This window comes from Tamlana sp. 2_MG-2023, from assembly GCF_030548465.1.
Lineage (GTDB): Bacteria > Bacteroidota > Bacteroidia > Flavobacteriales > Flavobacteriaceae > Pseudotamlana.
On sequence record NZ_JAUOSF010000002.1, the window covers coordinates 392,366 to 412,810 of the forward strand.

Annotated in this window: 18 protein-coding genes; 14 read left to right on the forward strand and 4 right to left on the reverse strand. The window is 32.9% G+C overall.

All coding sequences use genetic code 11. The features are described 5' to 3' along the window. The first annotated feature begins 56 nt into the window (after nucleotides 1-56). From Q4566_RS04810 to Q4566_RS04835, 6 genes are all read left to right on the forward strand, one after another. Nucleotides 57-965: a GTP-binding protein gene (locus Q4566_RS04810; protein ID WP_303418971.1), complete on the forward strand. Its 909-nt coding sequence runs from the start codon at nucleotides 57-59 to the stop codon at nucleotides 963-965. Between the two features lie 47 nt (nucleotides 966-1,012). After that, on the forward strand, nucleotides 1,013-1,642 hold the full coding sequence (locus tag Q4566_RS04815; protein ID WP_303418974.1) for an ABC transporter ATP-binding protein: 630 nt from the start codon (nucleotides 1,013-1,015) through the stop codon (nucleotides 1,640-1,642). Then, nucleotides 1,639-2,907, forward strand: a complete 1,269-nt coding sequence (locus tag Q4566_RS04820; RefSeq protein ID WP_303418976.1) for an ABC transporter permease — start codon at nucleotides 1,639-1,641, stop codon at nucleotides 2,905-2,907. The genes Q4566_RS04815 and Q4566_RS04820 overlap by 4 nt, the downstream gene beginning before the upstream one ends. After that, on the forward strand, nucleotides 2,897-3,334 hold the full coding sequence (locus Q4566_RS04825) for a hypothetical protein (protein ID WP_303418978.1): 438 nt from the start codon (nucleotides 2,897-2,899) through the stop codon (nucleotides 3,332-3,334). Before Q4566_RS04820 ends, Q4566_RS04825 begins: the two co-directional genes overlap by 11 nt. Before the next feature lie 206 nt (nucleotides 3,335-3,540). Further along, nucleotides 3,541-4,668 (forward strand): alkene reductase, encoded by a 1,128-nt coding sequence (locus Q4566_RS04830; RefSeq protein WP_303419266.1) that lies wholly within the window; start codon nucleotides 3,541-3,543, stop codon nucleotides 4,666-4,668. A gap of 566 nt (nucleotides 4,669-5,234) precedes the next feature. Further along, a complete protein-coding gene (locus Q4566_RS04835; protein ID WP_303418980.1) occupies nucleotides 5,235-8,390 on the forward strand; it encodes a P-loop NTPase fold protein in 3,156 nt (1,051 codons plus the stop codon). 678 nt (nucleotides 8,391-9,068) lie between these two features. On the opposite strand, the gene Q4566_RS04840 is transcribed toward Q4566_RS04835, so the two are convergent. Continuing rightward, nucleotides 9,069-10,268 carry a porin gene (locus tag Q4566_RS04840; RefSeq protein ID WP_303418982.1) on the reverse strand — a complete coding sequence of 400 codons (1,200 nt, stop codon included), beginning with the start codon at nucleotides 10,266-10,268 and terminating at the stop codon, nucleotides 9,069-9,071. A gap of 191 nt (nucleotides 10,269-10,459) precedes the next feature. Here Q4566_RS04840 and Q4566_RS04845 point away from each other — a divergent pair, with 191 nt between their 5' ends. From Q4566_RS04845 to mgrA, 4 genes are all read left to right on the forward strand, one after another. Then, a complete protein-coding gene (locus Q4566_RS04845) occupies nucleotides 10,460-11,077 on the forward strand; it encodes a YqaA family protein (RefSeq protein WP_303418985.1) in 618 nt (205 codons plus the stop codon). Nucleotides 11,078-11,134: 57 nt separating this feature from the next. Next, nucleotides 11,135-11,431 carry a DUF3817 domain-containing protein gene (locus Q4566_RS04850; RefSeq protein WP_303418988.1) on the forward strand — a complete coding sequence of 99 codons (297 nt, stop codon included), beginning with the start codon at nucleotides 11,135-11,137 and terminating at the stop codon, nucleotides 11,429-11,431. 4 nt (nucleotides 11,432-11,435) lie between these two features. Then, nucleotides 11,436-12,683: a mechanosensitive ion channel family protein gene (locus Q4566_RS04855; protein ID WP_303418991.1), complete on the forward strand. Its 1,248-nt coding sequence runs from the start codon at nucleotides 11,436-11,438 to the stop codon at nucleotides 12,681-12,683. A 176-nt stretch (nucleotides 12,684-12,859) separates the two neighbouring features. Then, nucleotides 12,860-13,873, forward strand: a complete 1,014-nt coding sequence (gene mgrA, locus Q4566_RS04860) for an L-glyceraldehyde 3-phosphate reductase (protein WP_303418994.1) — start codon at nucleotides 12,860-12,862, stop codon at nucleotides 13,871-13,873. Between the two features lie 33 nt (nucleotides 13,874-13,906). On the opposite strand, the gene Q4566_RS04865 is transcribed toward mgrA, so the two are convergent. The 3 genes from Q4566_RS04865 to Q4566_RS04875 all read right to left on the reverse strand — a co-directional run bounded on the left by Q4566_RS04865 (nucleotide 13,907) and on the right by Q4566_RS04875 (nucleotide 17,123). Further along, a complete protein-coding gene (locus tag Q4566_RS04865) occupies nucleotides 13,907-14,572 on the reverse strand; it encodes a hypothetical protein (protein WP_303418996.1) in 666 nt (221 codons plus the stop codon). Nucleotides 14,573-14,704: 132 nt separating this feature from the next. Further along, nucleotides 14,705-15,115 (reverse strand): 3D domain-containing protein, encoded by a 411-nt coding sequence (locus Q4566_RS04870; RefSeq protein ID WP_303418999.1) that lies wholly within the window; start codon nucleotides 15,113-15,115, stop codon nucleotides 14,705-14,707. 31 nt (nucleotides 15,116-15,146) lie between these two features. Next, nucleotides 15,147-17,123 carry a dehydrogenase E1 component subunit alpha/beta gene (locus Q4566_RS04875; protein WP_303419269.1) on the reverse strand — a complete coding sequence of 659 codons (1,977 nt, stop codon included), beginning with the start codon at nucleotides 17,121-17,123 and terminating at the stop codon, nucleotides 15,147-15,149. 224 nt (nucleotides 17,124-17,347) lie between these two features. Between Q4566_RS04875 and Q4566_RS04880 the strand changes: the two genes are divergently transcribed. From Q4566_RS04880 to Q4566_RS04895, 4 genes are read left to right on the forward strand one after another with little or no spacing between them, the layout of a single operon-like run. Then, nucleotides 17,348-18,295, forward strand: a complete 948-nt coding sequence (locus tag Q4566_RS04880; RefSeq protein ID WP_303419002.1) for an isopenicillin N synthase family oxygenase — start codon at nucleotides 17,348-17,350, stop codon at nucleotides 18,293-18,295. Between the two features lie 16 nt (nucleotides 18,296-18,311). After that, complete coding sequence (locus tag Q4566_RS04885; protein ID WP_303419005.1) at nucleotides 18,312-18,641, forward strand: translation initiation factor; 330 nt, start codon at nucleotides 18,312-18,314, stop codon at nucleotides 18,639-18,641. 3 nt (nucleotides 18,642-18,644) lie between these two features. Further along, nucleotides 18,645-19,586 (forward strand): DUF1835 domain-containing protein, encoded by a 942-nt coding sequence (locus Q4566_RS04890; RefSeq protein ID WP_303419007.1) that lies wholly within the window; start codon nucleotides 18,645-18,647, stop codon nucleotides 19,584-19,586. Further along, entirely contained in the window at nucleotides 19,576-20,445 is an 870-nt protein-coding gene (locus Q4566_RS04895; protein WP_303419010.1) for a nucleoside phosphorylase, read from the forward strand. Before Q4566_RS04890 ends, Q4566_RS04895 begins: the two co-directional genes overlap by 11 nt.

Genomic DNA, 20,445 nt, shown 5'->3' on the forward strand with positions numbered 1-20,445 from the left:
AGGAAAAGTAATATGTTGATACTATAAAGTCAGTTTATAAAAACAACAAAGTTCAGATGAAAAATGCGGAAGCGATTATAACCGTTGTTGGATTTTTAGGAGCAGGAAAAACCACCTTATTAAAATATCTCATAGAAAGCTTCAATAAAAACGGTTGGGAACCCTTTGTCATTCTTAATGATTATGAGAATGCCAATATGGATGCGCAACAATTTGCAAAGCAGGTTGGGTTGAATAGCATCAAGCCTTTAAGTGGGAGTTGTATTTGTTGCAGCGGCATCTTAGAACTAAGAAACACGGTAAACCGAATTCCTAAAAGGGAAAATGGCATCACTTTAATTGAGGCCAATGGTACATCAGATGCCTGTTCGTTAATGGAGTTTCTTGGCGTAGGACTTAATGATCGCTTTTTACCACCCATTCAAATTTCGGTTGTTGATGTTAAAAACTGGCAAAAACGTGGGGAACATAATGAATTGGAAGCTAATCAAATTCAAGTGTCTTCATTACTGGTTTTAACACATCTCGAAAACCTTTCCGAAGTTAGAAAAACTGAAGTAATTAAGGCGTTAAAAACACTAAATCCGACAGTGAAAATCATTCCTATGAATGACTTAGATGTTTTATTGCTTCCAGAATTACTACCTTCTAAAAACAGCTCTCAAAGGTTAGACCATCAAAAAGCACATTGGGCATCATGTTCGGTCGATTTACCAAACTTACCTAACAAGGATAGTATACACAGAATTTGTAAGGCATTACCAAAAAGTATTTTGAGAGTCAAAGGCTGTACAAAAATCACTTCAGAAGACAATTACACCTATTTTGAACGTAAGCCAGATGGCGAGGTTCACGTGAGGCCTTTTAGAGGCATACCAATAACAGGCTCTAAACTTCTAACTATTGGACCAGGTAGCGAACCTTTTGCTCTAGAAAAAGTTATTAAAGCTATATTGAAGGATTGAGTTGTTGGTAATAACCTAGGGAAGTTGTTTATTTAATAAAATTAAAAATGATATACAGTAACCATCTTACATTTCAATATGAAAAAAAAGGAAACCTGTTTAGTTTTCCTAATATCACCTTAAACGAACAAGAAAACCTGCTTATTCTAGGGAAATCGGGGATTGGTAAAACAACACTTTTACACCTCTTAGCTGGTTTATTAAAACCTACCGAAGGCAACGTTATCATAAATGACACGGACCTTCATAAATTATCTAACAATCAATTAGACAAATTTAGAGGAGAAAATATAGGTTTGGTTTTTCAGAAAAAACACGCGATAGGGTCTTTAAACGTGCTACAAAATTTGCAAACACGTCTTTATTTCAGTAAAAAAAAGGTTAAAAATACAGCCATTGAAGACTTGCTAAAACAACTGGATTTATACGATTTTAAACATAGTAAAGTCACAGCGCTTAGTGAAGGTCAGCTACAACGCTTAGGCATTGCATCTGCTGTGATACATGAACCTCAAGTGATTTTGGCTGATGAACCCACTTCTAGTTTGGACGATGAAAATTGTGATATTGTTATGAAACTCCTCATAGAACAAGCTGAAAGAACAAAAGCCAATTTAATAGTAATCACGCACGATTATAGAGTAAAATCATGCTTCCAAAACCACATCATTTTATGAATCTTTGGAAAATTAGCATACAAAACATTAAATCTAAGCCACTTTATACGGTTTTAAGCGTTGTTATTTTAGCACTAAGTATCATTCTGCTTTTAGGTATTCAACAATTGAAAAATTCTTTTGAATACCAAATGGAAAATAATTTAGGTGACATTGATATGGTCATTGGCGCTAAAGGGAGTCCGCTGCAATTGGTTTTAGCATCGATACTTCATTTGGATAATCCAACCGGAAACATCTCATATCATGACGCCAAAAAAGCCAGTAAAAACCCTTTGATTAAATTGGCTATACCTATTTCCTATGGTGATAATTATAAAGGCTTTAGAATTGTAGGCACTACCAAAGCTTTTCCAAACCTTTATCATGCAGAAATAGAGCAGGGGCTACCTTTTGAAAATCCTATGGAAGTGGTTTTAGGTAGTACTGTTGCGGAACAATTGGGACTTAAAATCGGTGATAAGTTTTTAAGTTCTCATGGCTTAGCGGAAAATACTGAAGACATACATGATGATGAATTAACGGTTGTTGGCATCTTAAAACCCACACAAAAAGTTATAGACCGCTTAATAATTACCAGTTTACAGAGTATTTGGGATGTTCATGATCATGATACTCATAATGATGGTACTCATGGAAAACATGATGAACATGAGCACGAAGATGATCATGTTCATCATAACGAAAATAATCATGTAGACGATCATTTAGACGAAGACAAAGAAATAACGTCTTTATTGGTTTCCTTTAGAAGTCCGACTGCTTTTTTAACCTTGCCTAGAAAAATTAATCAACAAACCAACATGCAAGCGGCCATGCCGAAATTTGAATTGAACAGATTGTATGAATTTACAGGTGTCGGTTTTAAAACAATCAGCATTATCGCTTATCTTATTCTTATCATTTCAGGGATTATCATGTTCACCAGCTTGTACAAAATGGTAAAAGAACGTACTTTCGATTTGGCCATTTTAAGAACCTATGGCGCCAGTCATTTTCAATTGATAAAAATTGTGGCTTATGAAGGTTTTACAATAGCTTTAGCCGCATTTGCGATAGGTTTTGTGTTCGTGAAAGTAGGCTTTAAATATGTTTTTAAAGTGATGGATGCCAGCGATAAAGTGTATATGCTTCAAGAATTGCCCCATCAAGAAGTGCTGCAAGTTGGCCTTTTAGTGTTTATTATTACCGCGGTTTCTGTTTTATTGGCCATATATCCCATATTAAAAATGAACATCTCAACAATTTTAAGTCATGAAAAATAAAATCTTACTCACAATCACGTGTTTAGCTTTTTTCCTAAGCTATAGCCAAGAAAAAATTACTTGGGAGCATTTGGCAGAAGTGACTTATACCGAGAAATTTTTTCCTTCTTACGATGATTATTTTTTGTACCCAGCCTTTTCAACAACTATGAAGTCATTATCAGGTAAAAAAGTCACTATTTCAGGATATTTTTTAGATGTAGACCCTAATGGGCAGTTATTTATTTTATCTAAAGGCCCCATGGCTTCATGCTTTTTCTGTGGGGTAGGTGGTCCTGAAACCGCTATGGAACTTCAGTTTAAAACCAAACCCAACTTTAAAACAGATGACGTTGTGAGCATCACGGGAATCTTAAAACTCAACAAAGATGATGTTGAACATTTTAATTATATTTTGACTGAGTGTGTAGGGCGGTTAGTGGAGTGATGCGCTACGTTATGCCTCACTTGATGCGGCACTTCATTAGCGATAACTAGGCTTGGCTTAAAAGTTGGACTCTTTTCATATGAGTTCACATCATAATGGTATCAACAAAGCGTTACACTTATTTAGAATTAATTTTATGTCAGAAAATTTCAGAAGCTGTTAAACAATTAGCAAGCTTAAAATACAATAAAAGAAAAATGAAGATGATGACAAAAGAATATTTACTACAGAATTTTAATAATATAAAAGACTTACCCTTAACAAATAGAGTGGTCATGGCACCAATGACTAGAAGCCGAGCCAACAATGAAGGCAACGTTCCTACAGACGATTTACATGGTTTGTATTATGAACAAAGAGCGTCTGCAGGATTAATTATTACAGAAGGATCTCAGGTATCAAAGCAAGCGGTAGGCTATATAAACACACCCGGTATCTATAGTAAAGAGCAAGTTGAAGGTTGGAAAAAAGTGACAGAACGTGTTCATAAAAAAGGAGGTAAAATATTTATTCAACTATGGCATGTTGGGCGAATTTCGCATCCCGATTTTCATGATGGTAATCTACCTGTAGCGCCATCCGCTATTAATGCTGATACAGATGTTTTTACACCTGATGGCATGAAAAAAACGGTGACACCAAAGGAAATGACCAAAGAAGACATCAAACAAACCATTGAAGATTTTAAAAATGCCGCTTTAAATGCGGTAGAAGCAAATTTTGATGGTGTTGAAATTCATTCTTCAAACGGTTATTTATTCCATCAATTTTTTAATAAAACCTCCAATAAACGCACCGATGAATATGGTGGAAGCATTGAAAATAGAGCCCGTTTTTTCTTTGAAGTTTTAGATGCTATTAAATCAGTAATAGCCGAAAAGAAGATTGGAGCACGTTTCAACCCATCATTACATGGCACCTTTGGAATGGAAATGGACGATGAAACCATACCAACATTTGAGTATATTATAAAAAGATTAAACGATTATAATTTAGCATATATTCACTTATCAGAACCTTTCACTGATGTTTCTAATATATCTTATGCTGTCGAAAACATTGCAGAACACTTTAGACCTCTTTACAACGGAACCTTAATGATTAATGCAGGTTTTGACGAAGATTCAGGTAATGCGATTATAGAAGAAGGAAACGCAGATTTAGTCGCCTTTGCTAAACTCTATATTTCAAATCCAGATTTGGTAGAACGGTTTACACTGAATAAAGAAATGGCTGAATGGGATGAAGATACCTTTTACGTTCCAGGAGCCAAAGGATATACCGATTACCCTAGAGCAACACCAGAACTTAATAGTATGAGTAGCGATGTTTAAAAAGTAGAGTATAATTAAGCATAATAAAAAAGGCTAGATAATTTACACTTAAATTTATCTAGCCTTTTTTGTGAGCTGATGCGCTAGGTTTTTTATAAAGTTCTCACAATGAATATGCTTGACATAATCACTATAATATATGTCTGCGACGTTGTATCTGCAATTATGTAAAGGGCTATTATGCTTATAATTGTGAATTATACTATAAAGTTTTGGGTTATAGCCTGTCCCGAACTTTTTTCGGGATAACTTGAGCTTTGGTTAAAAGCGAAAGTTGTTACTACTGTTTCTATAAAAATTTATTCTAAAAGTTTCTTCTGCAATGTTAATGGAACACTTTTTAGGCGACGACCCAGGAGGGAAGCGTAATGTGTGTGGAATGGTTTATAAATGTTAAAAACTTTGTTTTACTTTACGATTTTCCCTCACAATAATTCCTACAATATTTTGTAGATTTAAACTCTCCCTTTGAAGTATTAATTTGTACATATTTAGTGTTTATTAAAAAGATGAATAAACTGGTAATTTAAACAAAGTTCTTTTTAGAACGAAACAAGAATATTAAAATGAGTGTTAAATATAATTTTATAGATAATAAACCTATTGGAAAAGATTTATTTGAAGGAAAGTCTCAAGAAAGAATAGCAAATGTTATAATTGATATTGTCAAAGATAATAAATTTAAGGTTATTGGAATTGATGGTGGTTGGGGAACAGGAAAAAGTAATTTGGTAAAAATAGTAGATGACCAATTACCTAACCATAAATTCTTTGTATATGATGTTTGGGGACATCAAGAAGATGAACAAAGAAAAGCAATCTTAGTTGAGTTAACAGACTTTATTACAGATACGAAAAAACCTCTAGTTGCAAATAAAAATGAATGGAAAGATAAATTAAAAAAGCTTTTAGCTAAAGAAAAAGAAGTAACCACAATAAATAGACCTTATTTAAGTGTTGGGTTTATTCTTTCACTATTAGCGATTATTTATATACCTACAATAAACACTTTTATTAGAAAAAGTAATGGTTTTGAAAGTTTAGAAAAAGATTGGTGGAGAATTCTTGTAATCTTACTTCCTATTTTACTCGTAGTTATTATTTATTTTTGGAAAGTTGGATATCATCTTTTTGTTAGAAATGAAAAATGGTCTTCTTTTAAAATTGCTATGGAACAAACTTTCCAAGTATATACAAATAAGCAAGAAGAAGAAACCAAGATTGAAACAATTTCGGAAAACCAACCATCTGTTAGAGAATTCCGAAAATGGATGAAAGATATTGATAAAGATTTAAAGGGTAATAAATTAGTACTCGTATTCGATAATTTTGATAGGCTACCTAAAAAACATATACTAAGTATTTGGTCTGTAATACACGTTTTCTTTGCAGAGACAGAATATGAAAACATTAAAATAATTATTCCATTTGATAGAATACATATAAAAAATGCGTTTAAGGATTTAAATGGTGAAGCAAAGGATTATGCAAATGATTACATTAATAAGACGTTTGATATAGTTTATAGAGTAGCTCCACCAATATTATCTAGCTGGAAAGTTTTCTTTAAAGATAATTGGAAAACGGCTTTCCTAGATTTTAATGAGACCGAATATATAAAAACAGAACAAGCGTATGAAATTTTCAGACCTGATATTACTCCAAGAGAAATAATAGCTTTTATCAATGAAGTTGTTTCTATAAAATTATTAGATGATTCTATTCCTGACAGATATATTGCAGTATTTGTTTTGAACGAAGAGGAAATTATTCAAAACCCGTTAAAAGCTGTGACTGACTTGAGTTATCTAAAAGGCATGGAGTATCTTTTTATCGATGATGGAGATTTTCAGAAATACATTACTGCACTTGCATATCAAATTGAACCCGATAACTCGTTAGAAATAGTTTATAGAAAACAATTAAAAGATAGTTTAGCAAATGGTGATGAAGTAATATTAAAAGAGCTTTCAAAGACTAAAGTTTTCAGTAGAATATTGAAACCAATTATTGATGATATTGAAGATTTTAATAAACCAATTGAAACTTTAAAATTTATTGATGATGACTCATTAATTTCTGAATTAGAACTACAAGATATTTGGAACGATATTTATTTAAAAATAGACAGCTCAAAATTTATTCCAGGTGAGTTAGAAGACTATAAATTTACATTGTTGGATAAAATAAATGATGAGCATAAATCAAATTGGTTAAAAATAATTGTTAATCAATTATATACTTCTGATGAGGCATTTAACACAGCAAATTTTTCCGAAAGTATCGATAAGTTAGATAACTTTAGCAAAGAAAAAAATATTGACGTTGATGTTTTTTCTCATTTGAAAGTTAAAAGCGTAACTATTGAACAGTTAAAGTTATTAATTGATAAAAAAGAAGGCAAGTTTGAGAAATACAAAATTAATTGTTTAAAAGCAAACATAGAAAAGTATCTAACATCAATTACCGTAACTAATTTAGATGAAGCAAATTTTATTAATCATCTTAAAAATAAAACAGAATTCTCAAAATTCCACGAATTATTAAAAACATTTGTACCAAGTAATGCTGCTAACTCAAATATTTTAAAAGAAATCTATAGACTTTTAAAGGCAACATCTAATGAACCTATTCCAAACATATTAACGGACGCACAAGTTTATACATTAATGAATGGGGCAAAAATAGGGGATGACTTCTATAGTGATTTGGCATGTATGAGGATATTATTTAATTCTTCAAGTCATCCTAGTTATGCTGCAGTTTACAATAAAGCCTTAGACTCTGAGGATACTGAATTTCACAAAAAAGTTTCTGATAAGATTGAACACTATATTAGTCTAAAAGATTTACTAATAAATTCAATTCGTTTTCAAAACAACCTGATTAAAGCCATTATTCCTTTGATACTAAGCAAGAATAATGAAAACAGAATTTTTGATAGTAAAATGATAATTAAAAAACTAATTGATATATGCAATGCAAACGAAATTGAAACTGAAACATTATTTCGAGAAATTGATAAACATAAACTTGAAGAATATGATTTTGAATTTGCATTTGGTTTAAGTATTGAATTTTATAGAGCAGCAAAAGAAAGTAATTCAATAATAGCTAATCAAATTATTCAAATTTTTATTAAACATTTCAAAAATGCTAATGCCGAAGATTGGTCTGCAGCATTTGAAAATTTAAGTGGTAAACAAATTGAAATATTGCAGATTATTGAATTTAAAGATTGGAATAGTTTTGCTCTCGAGAAATTTAAAAGCAAATTAGTTCAAATAGTGAGCGATTCTGATAATGAAAATTTGGATAAAATTTTACCTTTAACTGCAAGTTTTGAAGATTCAGGAACAAACCTTGTTAATACATTTAAAGATTTAAGAGATTTATTCATAAAGAATAATAATATCTCTAAAGAGCACTTTATTAACTTCATTGAATTATTAATTAAATATGGGTCATTAGTTGACCGGTCTGCTGATGTTTTAAGAACACTTTTCAAAACTGAATTCCTAGATGATGAAAATTGTGTTAAATTAATGGCATCTCAAAGTAAGGAAATTAAAGCCTTAATTGATAAAGTTAAAAAATCTGAATCAAGTGATTTTATAAATGGAATTAAGGATAGAGGAACTATTAAAATCATTGAGGAATTAGCAAATTCGCTAAGCATCAAAATCCCTAAACCTAAGGCCGACGATAAAGAAAAAGAGTAAGTATTCGAATTTATTATGTAAAATAGAATCTCGATGTTATACTTGGCCTCATAAAATTTTGGCCAAAACAATAGGAGAAATGAGCCGTTAATTGTTTCCAAAATTATATGCAGCCTTGAATTTTTGCTTCTTTTGTTTCAAGACACTATTTTAAAGAATTGATTGAATATCAGTTTTTAAAATACTTTATAATGAAACATTAAAAAAAGATTAATTGAAGCTCAAAATATAACAAGTGCATAGAATTTTATTTTTTTAAAATTTATGCTCTTGTGGCAAGCTTACGAGAATCGTCTAAAAAATAATTTCTTTATCCTAATACAGAATATCAAAATTATGAAAATATGGTTTTTTATGATTTTTCTTAAGTAACCCGCGGAATAAGCTTGACATAAATTATTATCGATATAAAACACTAACGTGTAGTAGAATCTATAATTATATCAATATCGTTAAAAGCGCTATTACGCTATAGAAACTTCTCATTCAAGAAACCCGCAATAAGCTTGACATAATTACTATCGATATAAGTCTAAAGACATTATATCTGCAATTATGTCAAATAGCCCCAAAAAGGGCTATTACGCGTATTGCTGTGAATTGTACTATAATTTATATTATGTAAAATAGAAATTCTCAACACACACTCTAGTATTTAATTTTCACATTTAAATCATTCTACAACGAAATATCCCACTGCACTCTAAAACGCCATCCGTCAGAAGGTTCTATATGGCTACTTGCTTGTATTTGAAAATACGTGAATTCTGTAGTGAGTTTATTTCTATGACCATTAAAAAACCAGTTAAAGGCTAAACCAAATTCTTCTTCAAGGTCTTTCTTAAAATCTACATTCGGATTGTATGAACCGAATCGTCCTGCAACTTCCAACGGTTCTGGAACGAAACCAAAAATATTAGAGAAAAAATAACCGGCTTGCACATACATACCTCTCAAATCAGTTTCTGCATCATTAACGTTATCAAAAATTCTTTTATGATGCAACTCACTTTGCCATGAAAAGCCTTTATACTTAAACGCCGTTTCAATCAAGCCTTGATTTATGGTGTATTGACCGGAAACTCCATCTTGAAAACCTTCTAATTGTCCGCCACCAGATTGTGAAAATCGCGTATAAGGACTCGTGTTAGTCGCTGCAGCAAAAGCAATTAATGCCTCAGGCTTTGTAACATGTTCTAAATCTGATCCCGACATAGAAACTTCTCTTCCTAAGAAATTCCACTGTAAGCGTCCTACATACAAGAGTTTGTTATCGTCATTTTCAGTCGAGCCACGCCCCGTTCCAGTTAATAATGATAAATGATAGGTTAAATCTGCTGGAGATTCCTCAAAAAGGCGTCCGTAAAAAGAAATACCTTGCTGGCGATCCAAGGTAAATGGCCTGTTTATTATCGAACGATCCACCATTTGTTGTTTTCCTGAGGAAATCACACGCTCTCTGCTGTAATAAGTTTTCCATTGTCCGACTTTAATATTAAAACCCTTCCATTTTTCAAACATCAACCTGAAATCCAACAGATTAGATTGCGATAACTCATACTCAAAATAATACTTTAAATCTGGCGTAAAAGCATGACCTCCAATTTTTAAACGCGCTCGGTTAATTTTAAAAACCGTATTACTGGTAGGATAAATATCATCAAATGTTAAGGGATCTTGGTCACCAGGCGTTGCAAAACGAAATTGCAAACGCGATTCTATATGCAGTAAATGCTTGTTATCTGAAGTTTTAAATTGAAAGCCTTTATCGGTATATTTTATATCGATTTTCGGCATTGTTGTAGAATCTTTTTTAATCTCCTGTGCTACAATCTTACCCGCAAATAAAATTAAAAGAAACATTATTAAATTCTTCATTCCAAGTACCGAAAATTTTGCAGTCATAAACCTTATAATTAACTGTAAATTTATACTTAATGATCGAAATATTCAAATTTGATTTTTAATTAAGAAAACTGAAATATTTTAACAAAAAATACGCATAAATCTAACATTATAATTTATGTAATTATTAGAGTTAGCAGTATATTTGCACTTTAATTTTAAGCATGAAAGACAGTCAAAAATCTAAAAGCGAAAAATCACGGTTAGAGCTATTACATCAGTATTATAGCTACACGGGGTTCTATAGTTTTGTGTGGCAAGCTGTTAAAAAGGCTTTGCCCTACATTATTGGAGTTGTTGTTTTGGTTTATGTTATAAATCATTTTTTTGATATTAATGAAGCATTAACTGAAATGACAGAAATACTTCCTGCTTGGGGTGTATTGAGTTTTTTCTTTGTTTCTGAAACACTTCTCGGACTTATTCCACCAGAAATTTTTATTGCGTGGTCAGGTAAAATGCACAGTCCGTGGTTTTTCTTAAGCCTGTTAGCGGTTTTATCTTATGCAGGAGGGCTTCTAGCCTATTGGATGGGACGTACCATTACTAAAATCCCGTCGGTACACCGTTACCTAGAAGAAAAAATGGAAAAACAGCTGAAAAACTCTAGAAAATGGGGAGGGTTTCTAATCGTAGTTGGCGCCCTATTACCACTACCCTTTTCAATTTCTTGTATCGCGGCAGGTATTATTAAGTTTCCTTTTAGAGCCGTGATGCTTTACGGATCATTACGTTTATTACGATTTGTAATTTACGGATTGGTTATTTTTCATGCGCTGTAAATCCTTTAAAATCAGTTGTAACTAAATCGTTAAATTAACTTTATAAAGCAGAAAATTATGTTTTCATCCATTAATATTTTTAGACTTATTGCCCTTTTAGAAGGTATTTCATATATTTTGTTGTTATTCATAGCAACGCCAATTAAATACTTGGCCAACGATCCGCAATACGTTAAAATGCTTGGTATGCCTCATGGTTTGCTATTTGTTGCTTACGTAGCTATGGCTTTTATGTTTAAAAAAGAATTTGCTTGGAACACCAAACAATTCTTTACCGTTTTAATTGCTTCGGTCATTCCATTTGGAACTTTTTATATTGACAAGGTGTACTTGAAAAAATTAAAAACGAACTAAAAAAATGAACAGCTTAAAACAGTGCTTTTTTGATTACTTAATTTCTGTAGGGCTAGATGAAAGTATTGCTCAATATCTAAATGCTTTTGTGTTTTTCTTGGGCTTGCTCATTGTTATTTTTTTGATAGACTTTATCATAAAAAAAATAATCCTTCAAGCTTTTGCTCAATTATCTAGTCGTACTAAAACCAATTTTGATGATTTATTAATCGCCAATAAAGTACCACGAAACATTGCGCATATCATCCCTTTTATCATTGCCTTAAAATTTATTCCCGATATTTTTGAAGATTTCCCCGATTTTGAAATCATGGTAGAAAAAGGCTTGCAAGTCTTTGCTATTTTATTAACTCTTTGGGTGGTTAGAAGTTTACTAAATACATTAAAGGATTATTTAAAAACCTTACCACGATTAAAAGACAAGCCTATAGATAGTTACATTCAAGTCTTTATGATTTTCGCATGGACTGTTGGTGTGTTTTCAGCAATTGCGATTATGACTGGGATTCCATTCATCAACTTTATTACGGGTATGGGAGCAATTTCAGCCGTGGTACTTTTGGTTTTTAAGGATACGATTCTTGGTTTTGTAGCAAGTATTCAAGTAGCCATTAACGATATGGTGCGTATTGGAGATTGGATTACCTTTGAAAAATATGGAGCCGATGGTGATGTGATTGAAATTAATTTGGCCACAGTAAAAGTTCAGAACTTTGATAAAACCATTACTACGATTCCACCGTATGCCTTGATTTCTGATTCTTTTAAGAACTGGCGCGGTATGACCACTTCTGAAGGCCGACGAATTAAGCGTGCTTTATTGATTAAGCAAGATGGTGTTAAATATTTATCGGAAGCTGAAATAGCAGATTTAAAGAAAATTCAGCTATTAACTGATTATTTAGAAAACCGTCAAGCGGATATTGATAACTATAATAATACACACAACATTGATAAAAGCTTACTGTTAAACGGTAGAAACCTAACGAACTTAGGTGTTTTCAGAAAGTATATCGATTCGTATTTGAATAATCATTCTGCAGTCAATAAAGACATGATGATTATGGCCAGACAATTAGCGCCTACAACACAGGGTATTCCATTAGAAATTTATGCTTTTAGTAGCGATAAACGCTGGGCTAACTACGAATATATCATGTCTGATATCTTTGATCACCTCATAGCCGCACTACCCTATTTCGGATTAGAAATTTTTGAATTGCCTAGTCATTCAAGTTTCAACATCAAGTAATTAAACTTATAAATGGTGCGTCAGGCAGAATTCGTTTCAGCAGCTCACTATTTAATAATTATGGTTCATTAAAACAGTATTGCAATACATGTTTTAACCTAATGTATAAAACACTTTTCTTTAATTCAGAAGTCTAAAAACTAATGCTTATTTTCACATTTTAAAGACCAAGTATCATGCAAATAAACGACAAATCAGGAGTTAAAAGCTACCAAGCGGATTCAAAGCGCTATGACACGATGACTTATAAGCGTTCTGGGAAAAGTGGTGTGCTGCTACCAGCACTATCTATCGGTTTGTGGCATAATTTCGGATTTGTAGATAATCTTCAAAAAGGAAGAGAAATTCTAAGAACAGCATTCGATTTAGGAATAACGCACTTCGATCTCGCTAACAACTATGGTCCGCCATATGGTTCTGCAGAAGAAAACTTTGGAACCATTTTTAAAAACGATTTCAAAGCTTACAGAGATGAATTGTTTATTGCTACAAAAGCAGGTTATGATATGTGGCCTGGCCCTTATGGGAATTTAGGCTCTCGAAAATACCTAATTTCGAGTTTAGACCAAAGTTTGAAACGTATGGGTTTAGATTATGTTGACATATTCTACCACCACAGACCAGATCCTGATACTCCTTTGGAGGAAACCATGGGGGCTTTAGCTGATATTGTTCGTCAAGGAAAAGCATTATATGTTGGTATTTCAAATTACCAACCCGAAGAAACTCAAAAAGCAGCCGAGCTTTTAAAAGAATTAAAAGTACCTTTTATATTACATCAAGCCCGCTATTCCATGTTAGATCGTTGGGTTGAAGATGGTTTATTAAAAACCTTGGAAGATAATGGTGTGGGGTGTATTGCTTTTTCACCATTAGCACAAGGCATGCTTACAGATAAATATATCAACGGGATTCCAGAAGGATCTAGAGCTGCTAAAGATCTAACCTATTTAAATGAAGATATGGTGTCAACTAATCTGGACAAAATTCAAAAGCTTAATGCTATTGCACAAAACAGAGGGCAGAAACTTTCGGAAATGGTTATCGCATGGATTTTAAGACAACCACAAGTGGCTTCTGTTTTAGTTGGAGCTAGTTCTGCTAGTCAATTAAAAGAAAATGCTAAAGCTTTGGATAATTTGAATTTTACTAGCGATGAGTTGAATTTGATAGAGAAAATAATTGCCTAAACTTTAGTCTAAGCGGATATTGTTGTCAGTCAATTACTCTTTAAAAACAATGATGGTAGCCTTTACACCGGTCGCTAGGTTCCATTGGTTGTGTGTTACAACAGCACCCGTATCATCAACCACTCTAAATTCTGCAGTATTAGGTCCAGATTCGCCTTGATTTAAAGCTACAAAATCAATTTTATTAATTCCTGGCATTAAATCCAATTTAAAGCCTTTAAACGAGTTTGTTAAAAACACACGAGCATGAACTACGTCGTCGTTAACACGCACTTGAATGACGTCACCATCCATATAACCATGATCACGATAAACGACATTTACGAACAAAGCACTGCTTTTAAAATCTCCTAAAAATTGATCAACTGTACTACCGTTTCTCATTTCCATTTCTTCTTTACTAAGCTTTAAATGGTCTAGAGTTTTATTAATTTTATCGGCATACAACTCACCTGGATCACCAAATTCTTCATCTGAAAACATAGAAAATTCTTTTTTCGGAAATGGTAAATTTGGTGTTGGTTTAGGAAGATTTAAATCAGGTTCAGCCTTAATATCAGGCGTTTGAGGTTTTAAATCGGCAGTATCTTTCGGTGCTTCAACAGCAGGTATGCTAAAAGATTTATTTCTACTATCTATTTGAGCATAAGTAGATAGCGAAAATAAAATCATAAAAAGATATACGATATAAGATTTCATTAATCTTTTCTTTTTTTTTGTTTGAATTGAGGCATTATTACTGACAAAGATATTTTTTTCTTTGAAACACAGAAGCCCCAAGTTCATATTTAGTAGATGTTTAACAATTGTTTTGGTTGCTCACTCTTGCGCTTACTCCTCCTTTTCTACGGCATATTCAATACAAACCGTTCTTCTACCCCATTGTATTGCGGCTTCCACATCTAACCCCATATAAATATCAATATGATTTTTCCATCGCGAATGCATTTTGTCTTTTACAATATAATTCCCTTCTAGTCCTTCAATTTTAACAAGCGTATTATACTTTAATTCATTCTTTAATAAATCACGAGACACCGCAATATACTTTTGTCCAGGCTGCAATTCATCACCAAAGGCAGTAAGAACCGGATTAGTATTAGTTTGATTTGTAACCGAATTATAGGCTGAAGCTTTCACTGTTTTTGATATCCAGATATACGGGTCTTCAACCTGTTCAACCTGTTGATTTATTTTACAGTAAAAAATAATGAATAAAAGAATTAAAGTTGATAGTCTCAAAATAACGTTTTTATCGTATCAATATACACAATTAATAGTCTATTAAAGTTTTTAAAGCGGTTTCAAACCTAACTTTTGGTAAATATTGTTCTTCTAAAGGCTTTGCAAAAGGAATTGGGGTATCTAAACTACCCACACGTTTTACTGGTGCGTCTAAGTGCTCAAAACAATGTTCCATAATAAGTGCAGAAATATCACTTGAAATACTTCCAAATAGCGAATCTTCCTGTAAAATAATCGCTTTTCCTGTTTTTCTAACTGAATTAAAAATCGTTTCGGCATCTAAGGGTTGAAGTGTTCTTAAATCAATAAGGTCTGCTGAAATTTCTGGATGCTTCTCTATAGTTTCTAAAGCCCAATGTACCGCCATACCGTAAGTAATAATTGTTATTTGTTTTCCTTTTTTAATTACTGAAGCTTCTCCAAAAGGCAGTGTATAATAGTCGGTTGGAACTTCTTGACGGATACTTCTATACAATCCTTTGTGTTCAAAAAACAACACAGGATTAGGATCATTAATGGCAGTGGCTAATAAGCCTTTGGCGTCATATGGAAAAGCAGGATAAACTACTTTTAATCCAGGAGTTTTTGTAAACCAAGCTTCGTTGGTTTGAGAATGAAACGGCCCAGCACCAACTCCGCCACCGCAAGGCATCCTGATAACCACATCGGCATTTTGCCCCCATCTATAATAAGACTTGGCTAACAGATTCACAACAGGATTAAATCCGGATGATACAAAATCTCCGAACTGCATTTCAACAATACTTTTCATTCCAGCTATGGATAGCCCCATTGCCGTTTCAATAATCGCCGATTCACAAATGGGTGTATTACGAATACGCTCTTTTCCAAATTGTTCTAAAAAACCTTCAGTAATTTTAAAAACACCACCGTATTCGGCAATATCTTGTCCCATGATAATCAAGTCATCGTGACGTATCAAACTCTGTTTTAAGCCTTCAGAAACCGCATCAATAAAACGCAGCTCTTTTAAGTTTGAATTATTTTCAACTAACTCGAAATCAGTATTTTTAAAAACATCTATTAACTCTTTAGTTTCACTTGAAACAATATCTAATTCAGTAAAAGAATGCGCTAAATTATCATTTATATACTCGGTTAAATTTGCCTTTATTTCTTCAACAAGATCATCCGTAAGGACGTTTTTAGTTTTTAAAAATTGCTCGTAATTATCGATAGGATCTTTCGTTTTCCAAGTATCAAAAAGCGCTTTGGGAACATAATCGGTTCCGCTAGATTCTTCGTGACCACGCATTCTAAACGTTTTAAATTCTATAAGAACAGGTCTTTGGTTGTTACGAATACTTTCTGCAATTTCAGTAACTTTAGAAAAGACTTCAATAATATTATTACCATCTATAATATGAGATTCCATACCGTAACCCACACCTCTATCTGCTAAATTTTCACAATAATATTGCTCATTTGTTGGTGTTGACAATCCGTAACCGTTATTTTCAATACAAAACAATACAGGTAATTGCCAAACGGAAGCAACATTCAGAGCTTCATGGAAATCACCTTCACTGGTTCCACCTTCACCGGTAAACACCGCGGTTACTTGTTTTTTGTTGTTCAACTTACTGGCCAATGCAATCCCGTCGGCCACGCCTAATTGCGGACCTAAATGTGAAATCATGCCTACTATTTTATGTTCTTGAGAACCAAAATGAAAAGACCGATCACGCCCTTTGGTATACCCTGATGCTTTGCCTTGCCATTGCGAGAATAATCGATTTAAAGGCATGTTTCTAGAGGTAAATACACCTAAATTCCGATGCATCGGTAAAATGTATTCTTCATCATGTAAAGCCATAGTAACCCCAACCGATACCGCTTCTTGACCAATACCCGAAAACCATTTACTTATTTTACCTTGCCGTAGCAAAACGAGCATTTTTTCCTCAATTAACCGTGGTAATAGCATCTTTTTATACAGATCTATTAAGCAATTATCATCTAGATGTTCCGTATTATAAATCATCATTAATTGATACTTTTCTTTGGTGATAAATTAGTTTCTAAAGCATATCAAAGATACCATAAAAACTGATTTTATAAGGGCTTACAAGGGAAATGATGCTTTGCAAAATCTTTCAATGTTTTTCGTACATTTGTGTAACACACCTGAACACAATTGGACTTTTTATCTCTAATTTAAATGAAATAAAACTTATCCAGATGAGTTCATTATAAAAAAAACACCTCATGAACAGGATACCTAGTGTCGATTTAAAAGATTTTATTTCTAATGACGCTACTAAAAAACAAAACTTTGTAACAGCCATTGGTAAAGCTTACGAAGACATTGGTTTTGTGGCTTTAAAAGGTCATTTTTTAGATGAAACCCTTGTAGAAAATCTTTATAAAGAGATTAAAAATTTCTTTGATCTTCCTCTTGAAACAAAACAGAAATATGAAATTCCTGAAATTGCAGGACAACGCGGTTATGTATCCTTCGGAAAAGAAAGCGCTAAAGGTAAAAAAGAAGGTGACCTAAAGGAGTTTTGGCATTTCGGACAATATGTTGAAAATGATGAAGTACTAAAAGCAGAATATCCAGAAAATGTTATTGTAGAAGAATTACCAGGCTTTAATAAAACAGGAAAAGAAGCCTATCAAATGCTTGAAAAAACAGCCAAGTATGTGCTTCGAGCTTTAGCAATTCACCTGAAATTAGATGAAACTTATTTCGACGCATACATTTTGAATGGAAACTCGATTTTAAGACCTATCCACTACCCACCTATTTCTGAAGAACCAAAAGCTGCTGAACGTGCTGCTGCACATGGTGATATAAATTTAATCACCCTGCTTATGGGGGCTCAAGGTCGTGGTTTACAAGTACAAAATCATAAAGGTGAATGGATTGACGCTATTGCAGAGCCAGATGAGCTCATGATAAATGTTGGCGATATGTTATCCAGACACACAAACAACAAACTTAAATCGACTATACACCGAGTTATCAATCCGCCAAAAGAACTTTGGGGCACTTCACGTTATTCGATTCCATTTTTTATGCACCCCATTAGCGCTATGAAATTAGATGTTTTAGATGAATGTATTGATGAAGAACACCCAAAAGCTTTTGAGGATATTACTGCAGGTAAATTTTTAACCGAGCGTTTAATTGAATTAGGACTTATAAAATAAAGACGAAACGTAACAGATGGATTTACAAGACCAACTAAAGAATTTATTTCCCGATCATGAAGTTGAGGAAAGCCAAGCAGATACCAATGAAACTTCAGGTATTTGGATGCAAGACGATCCCATTTTATGTAAATATGAAAAACGAAAAGGCAAACCAATTACTATTTTAGATGGTTATACTGGTGCTACCGAAGATTTTAAAATTCTAGCTAAAGAAATTAAAACCAAACTTAGTGTTGGTGGTAGTTTTAAAGATGATAAAATTATTATTCAAGGAGATTATCGTGATAAAATCATGGAAATGCTGAAAGAAAAAGGCTTTAACGTAAAACGTGTTGGAGGTTAATATATGAACAAACAGCCGCTTCACATTACAAATGGTTCTGTTTTAACAGACATTTTAAATGAACTAAAAATTGAAGGTGATTTTCTAACATGGCAAGCCATGCTCTGTGAAGGTCCCACTATTGAAAATGTTTTTTCCGAAGAATTTTTAAAACTAAGACGTGCTTATTTTAAAGATTTTTATAATGTTGAAGTAGATAATGAACTTATTCATAACGAATTAGACAAACTCGATTATCCCGAGCGTTATTCTGAAATTGTGTTATGGTTTGAATACGATTTATTTTGCCACATCAACATGGTAGCAGTTATCAGCTTGATAAAACAAAAGAAAATCGACCTACCCATTTATTTGGTGAGTAGCGGACGCGAAAAAGGCAGTAAAAACTTAATAGGTTTAGGCGAGTTAAATTCAGAACAACTCGTGCAACACTACAAAAGTAAAGTTTTGTTAAACGCTGACGATCTTGACATGGCGCGTAATGTTTGGAGTATTTATTGTGGCGTTGACCATAATTTACTAAAACCATTAATAGTAAAAAGCTCCTCTTTCGATTATTTAAGTAACTGTTTAAAAGCGCATTTAGAACGCTTCCCCGATTCTGTAACAGGGTTGAATGATTTAGAAAGAAACATTCTTGAAATTTTAAATAAACACAAGGTCACTTCAAAAAATCATTTATTAGGTTACATACTTAATTATCAAGGTTATTTTGGCTATGGCGACTTTCAATTAAAACGTATTATTGATGAGTTAAGTGTATTTTATACGGTAAAAGAAGACCACCTAGAACTGAACCGAAAAGGGCTCCTAGCACTTCAGGATCAACATAATTTTGCTGAAGAAATAGAAAACGGTATGACCTATGGCGGTGTTAAAAAAGCAGCGTTTTATTTCAGTAAATCGGCAAACAAACTCATTAAATCTGTGCATTATGACGATTAAAGATTCTGAACTTATTTTAAATCAAGATGGTAGTATTTATCATTTAAATTTAAAACCAGAGCATATTGCAAACACCATAATATTGGTTGGAGATCAAAACCGTGTGGAAAAAATATCCAAGCATTTTGATTCTATTGAGTTTGAAACCCAAAAACGTGAATTTAAAACGCATACCGGAATCTACAAGGGCAAACGAATTTCAGTCGTTTCAACTGGTATTGGCCCAGATAATATTGACATTGTTTTAAATGAATTGGATGCTTTAGTAAATATAGATTTTGAAACGAGGCAACCTAAAAAAGAAATCACTTCATTAGATATTATTAGAATTGGTACTTCGGGATCACTTCAAAAAAATATTCCTGTTGATGCTTTTGTATTGAGTACATATGGCTTAGATATGAATGGTATGCTTCATTCCTATCAAATAGAGAATATTTCAAACCCAGATATCGAAAAAGCCTTTGCTTTACAAACCAATTGGAGTGTTAATAAAGCAAAACCAATCGTAATTCAAGGAAGTAAATTACTGGAGAAAAAACTAGAAAGCGATTTAACTCACAAAGGTTTAACGGCTACCGCTGGTGGTTTTTACGGTCCGCAAGGACGAGTTTTACGCTTAGCGGTTCAAGATCCAGATTTAAATGATAAAATGGATGATTTCTATTATGAAGGTATTTATATTTCAAACTTCGAAATGGAAACTTCGGCCATTTATGGTTTATCTAAACTTCTTGGACACAATGCACTGTCGTTAAACGCTATTATAGCAAATAGAGCTAACGGAACCTTCAGTAAAAATCCTTTAGCCACCATAGAAAAACTTATTATTTATACTTTAGATAAGTTGGTAGTATAA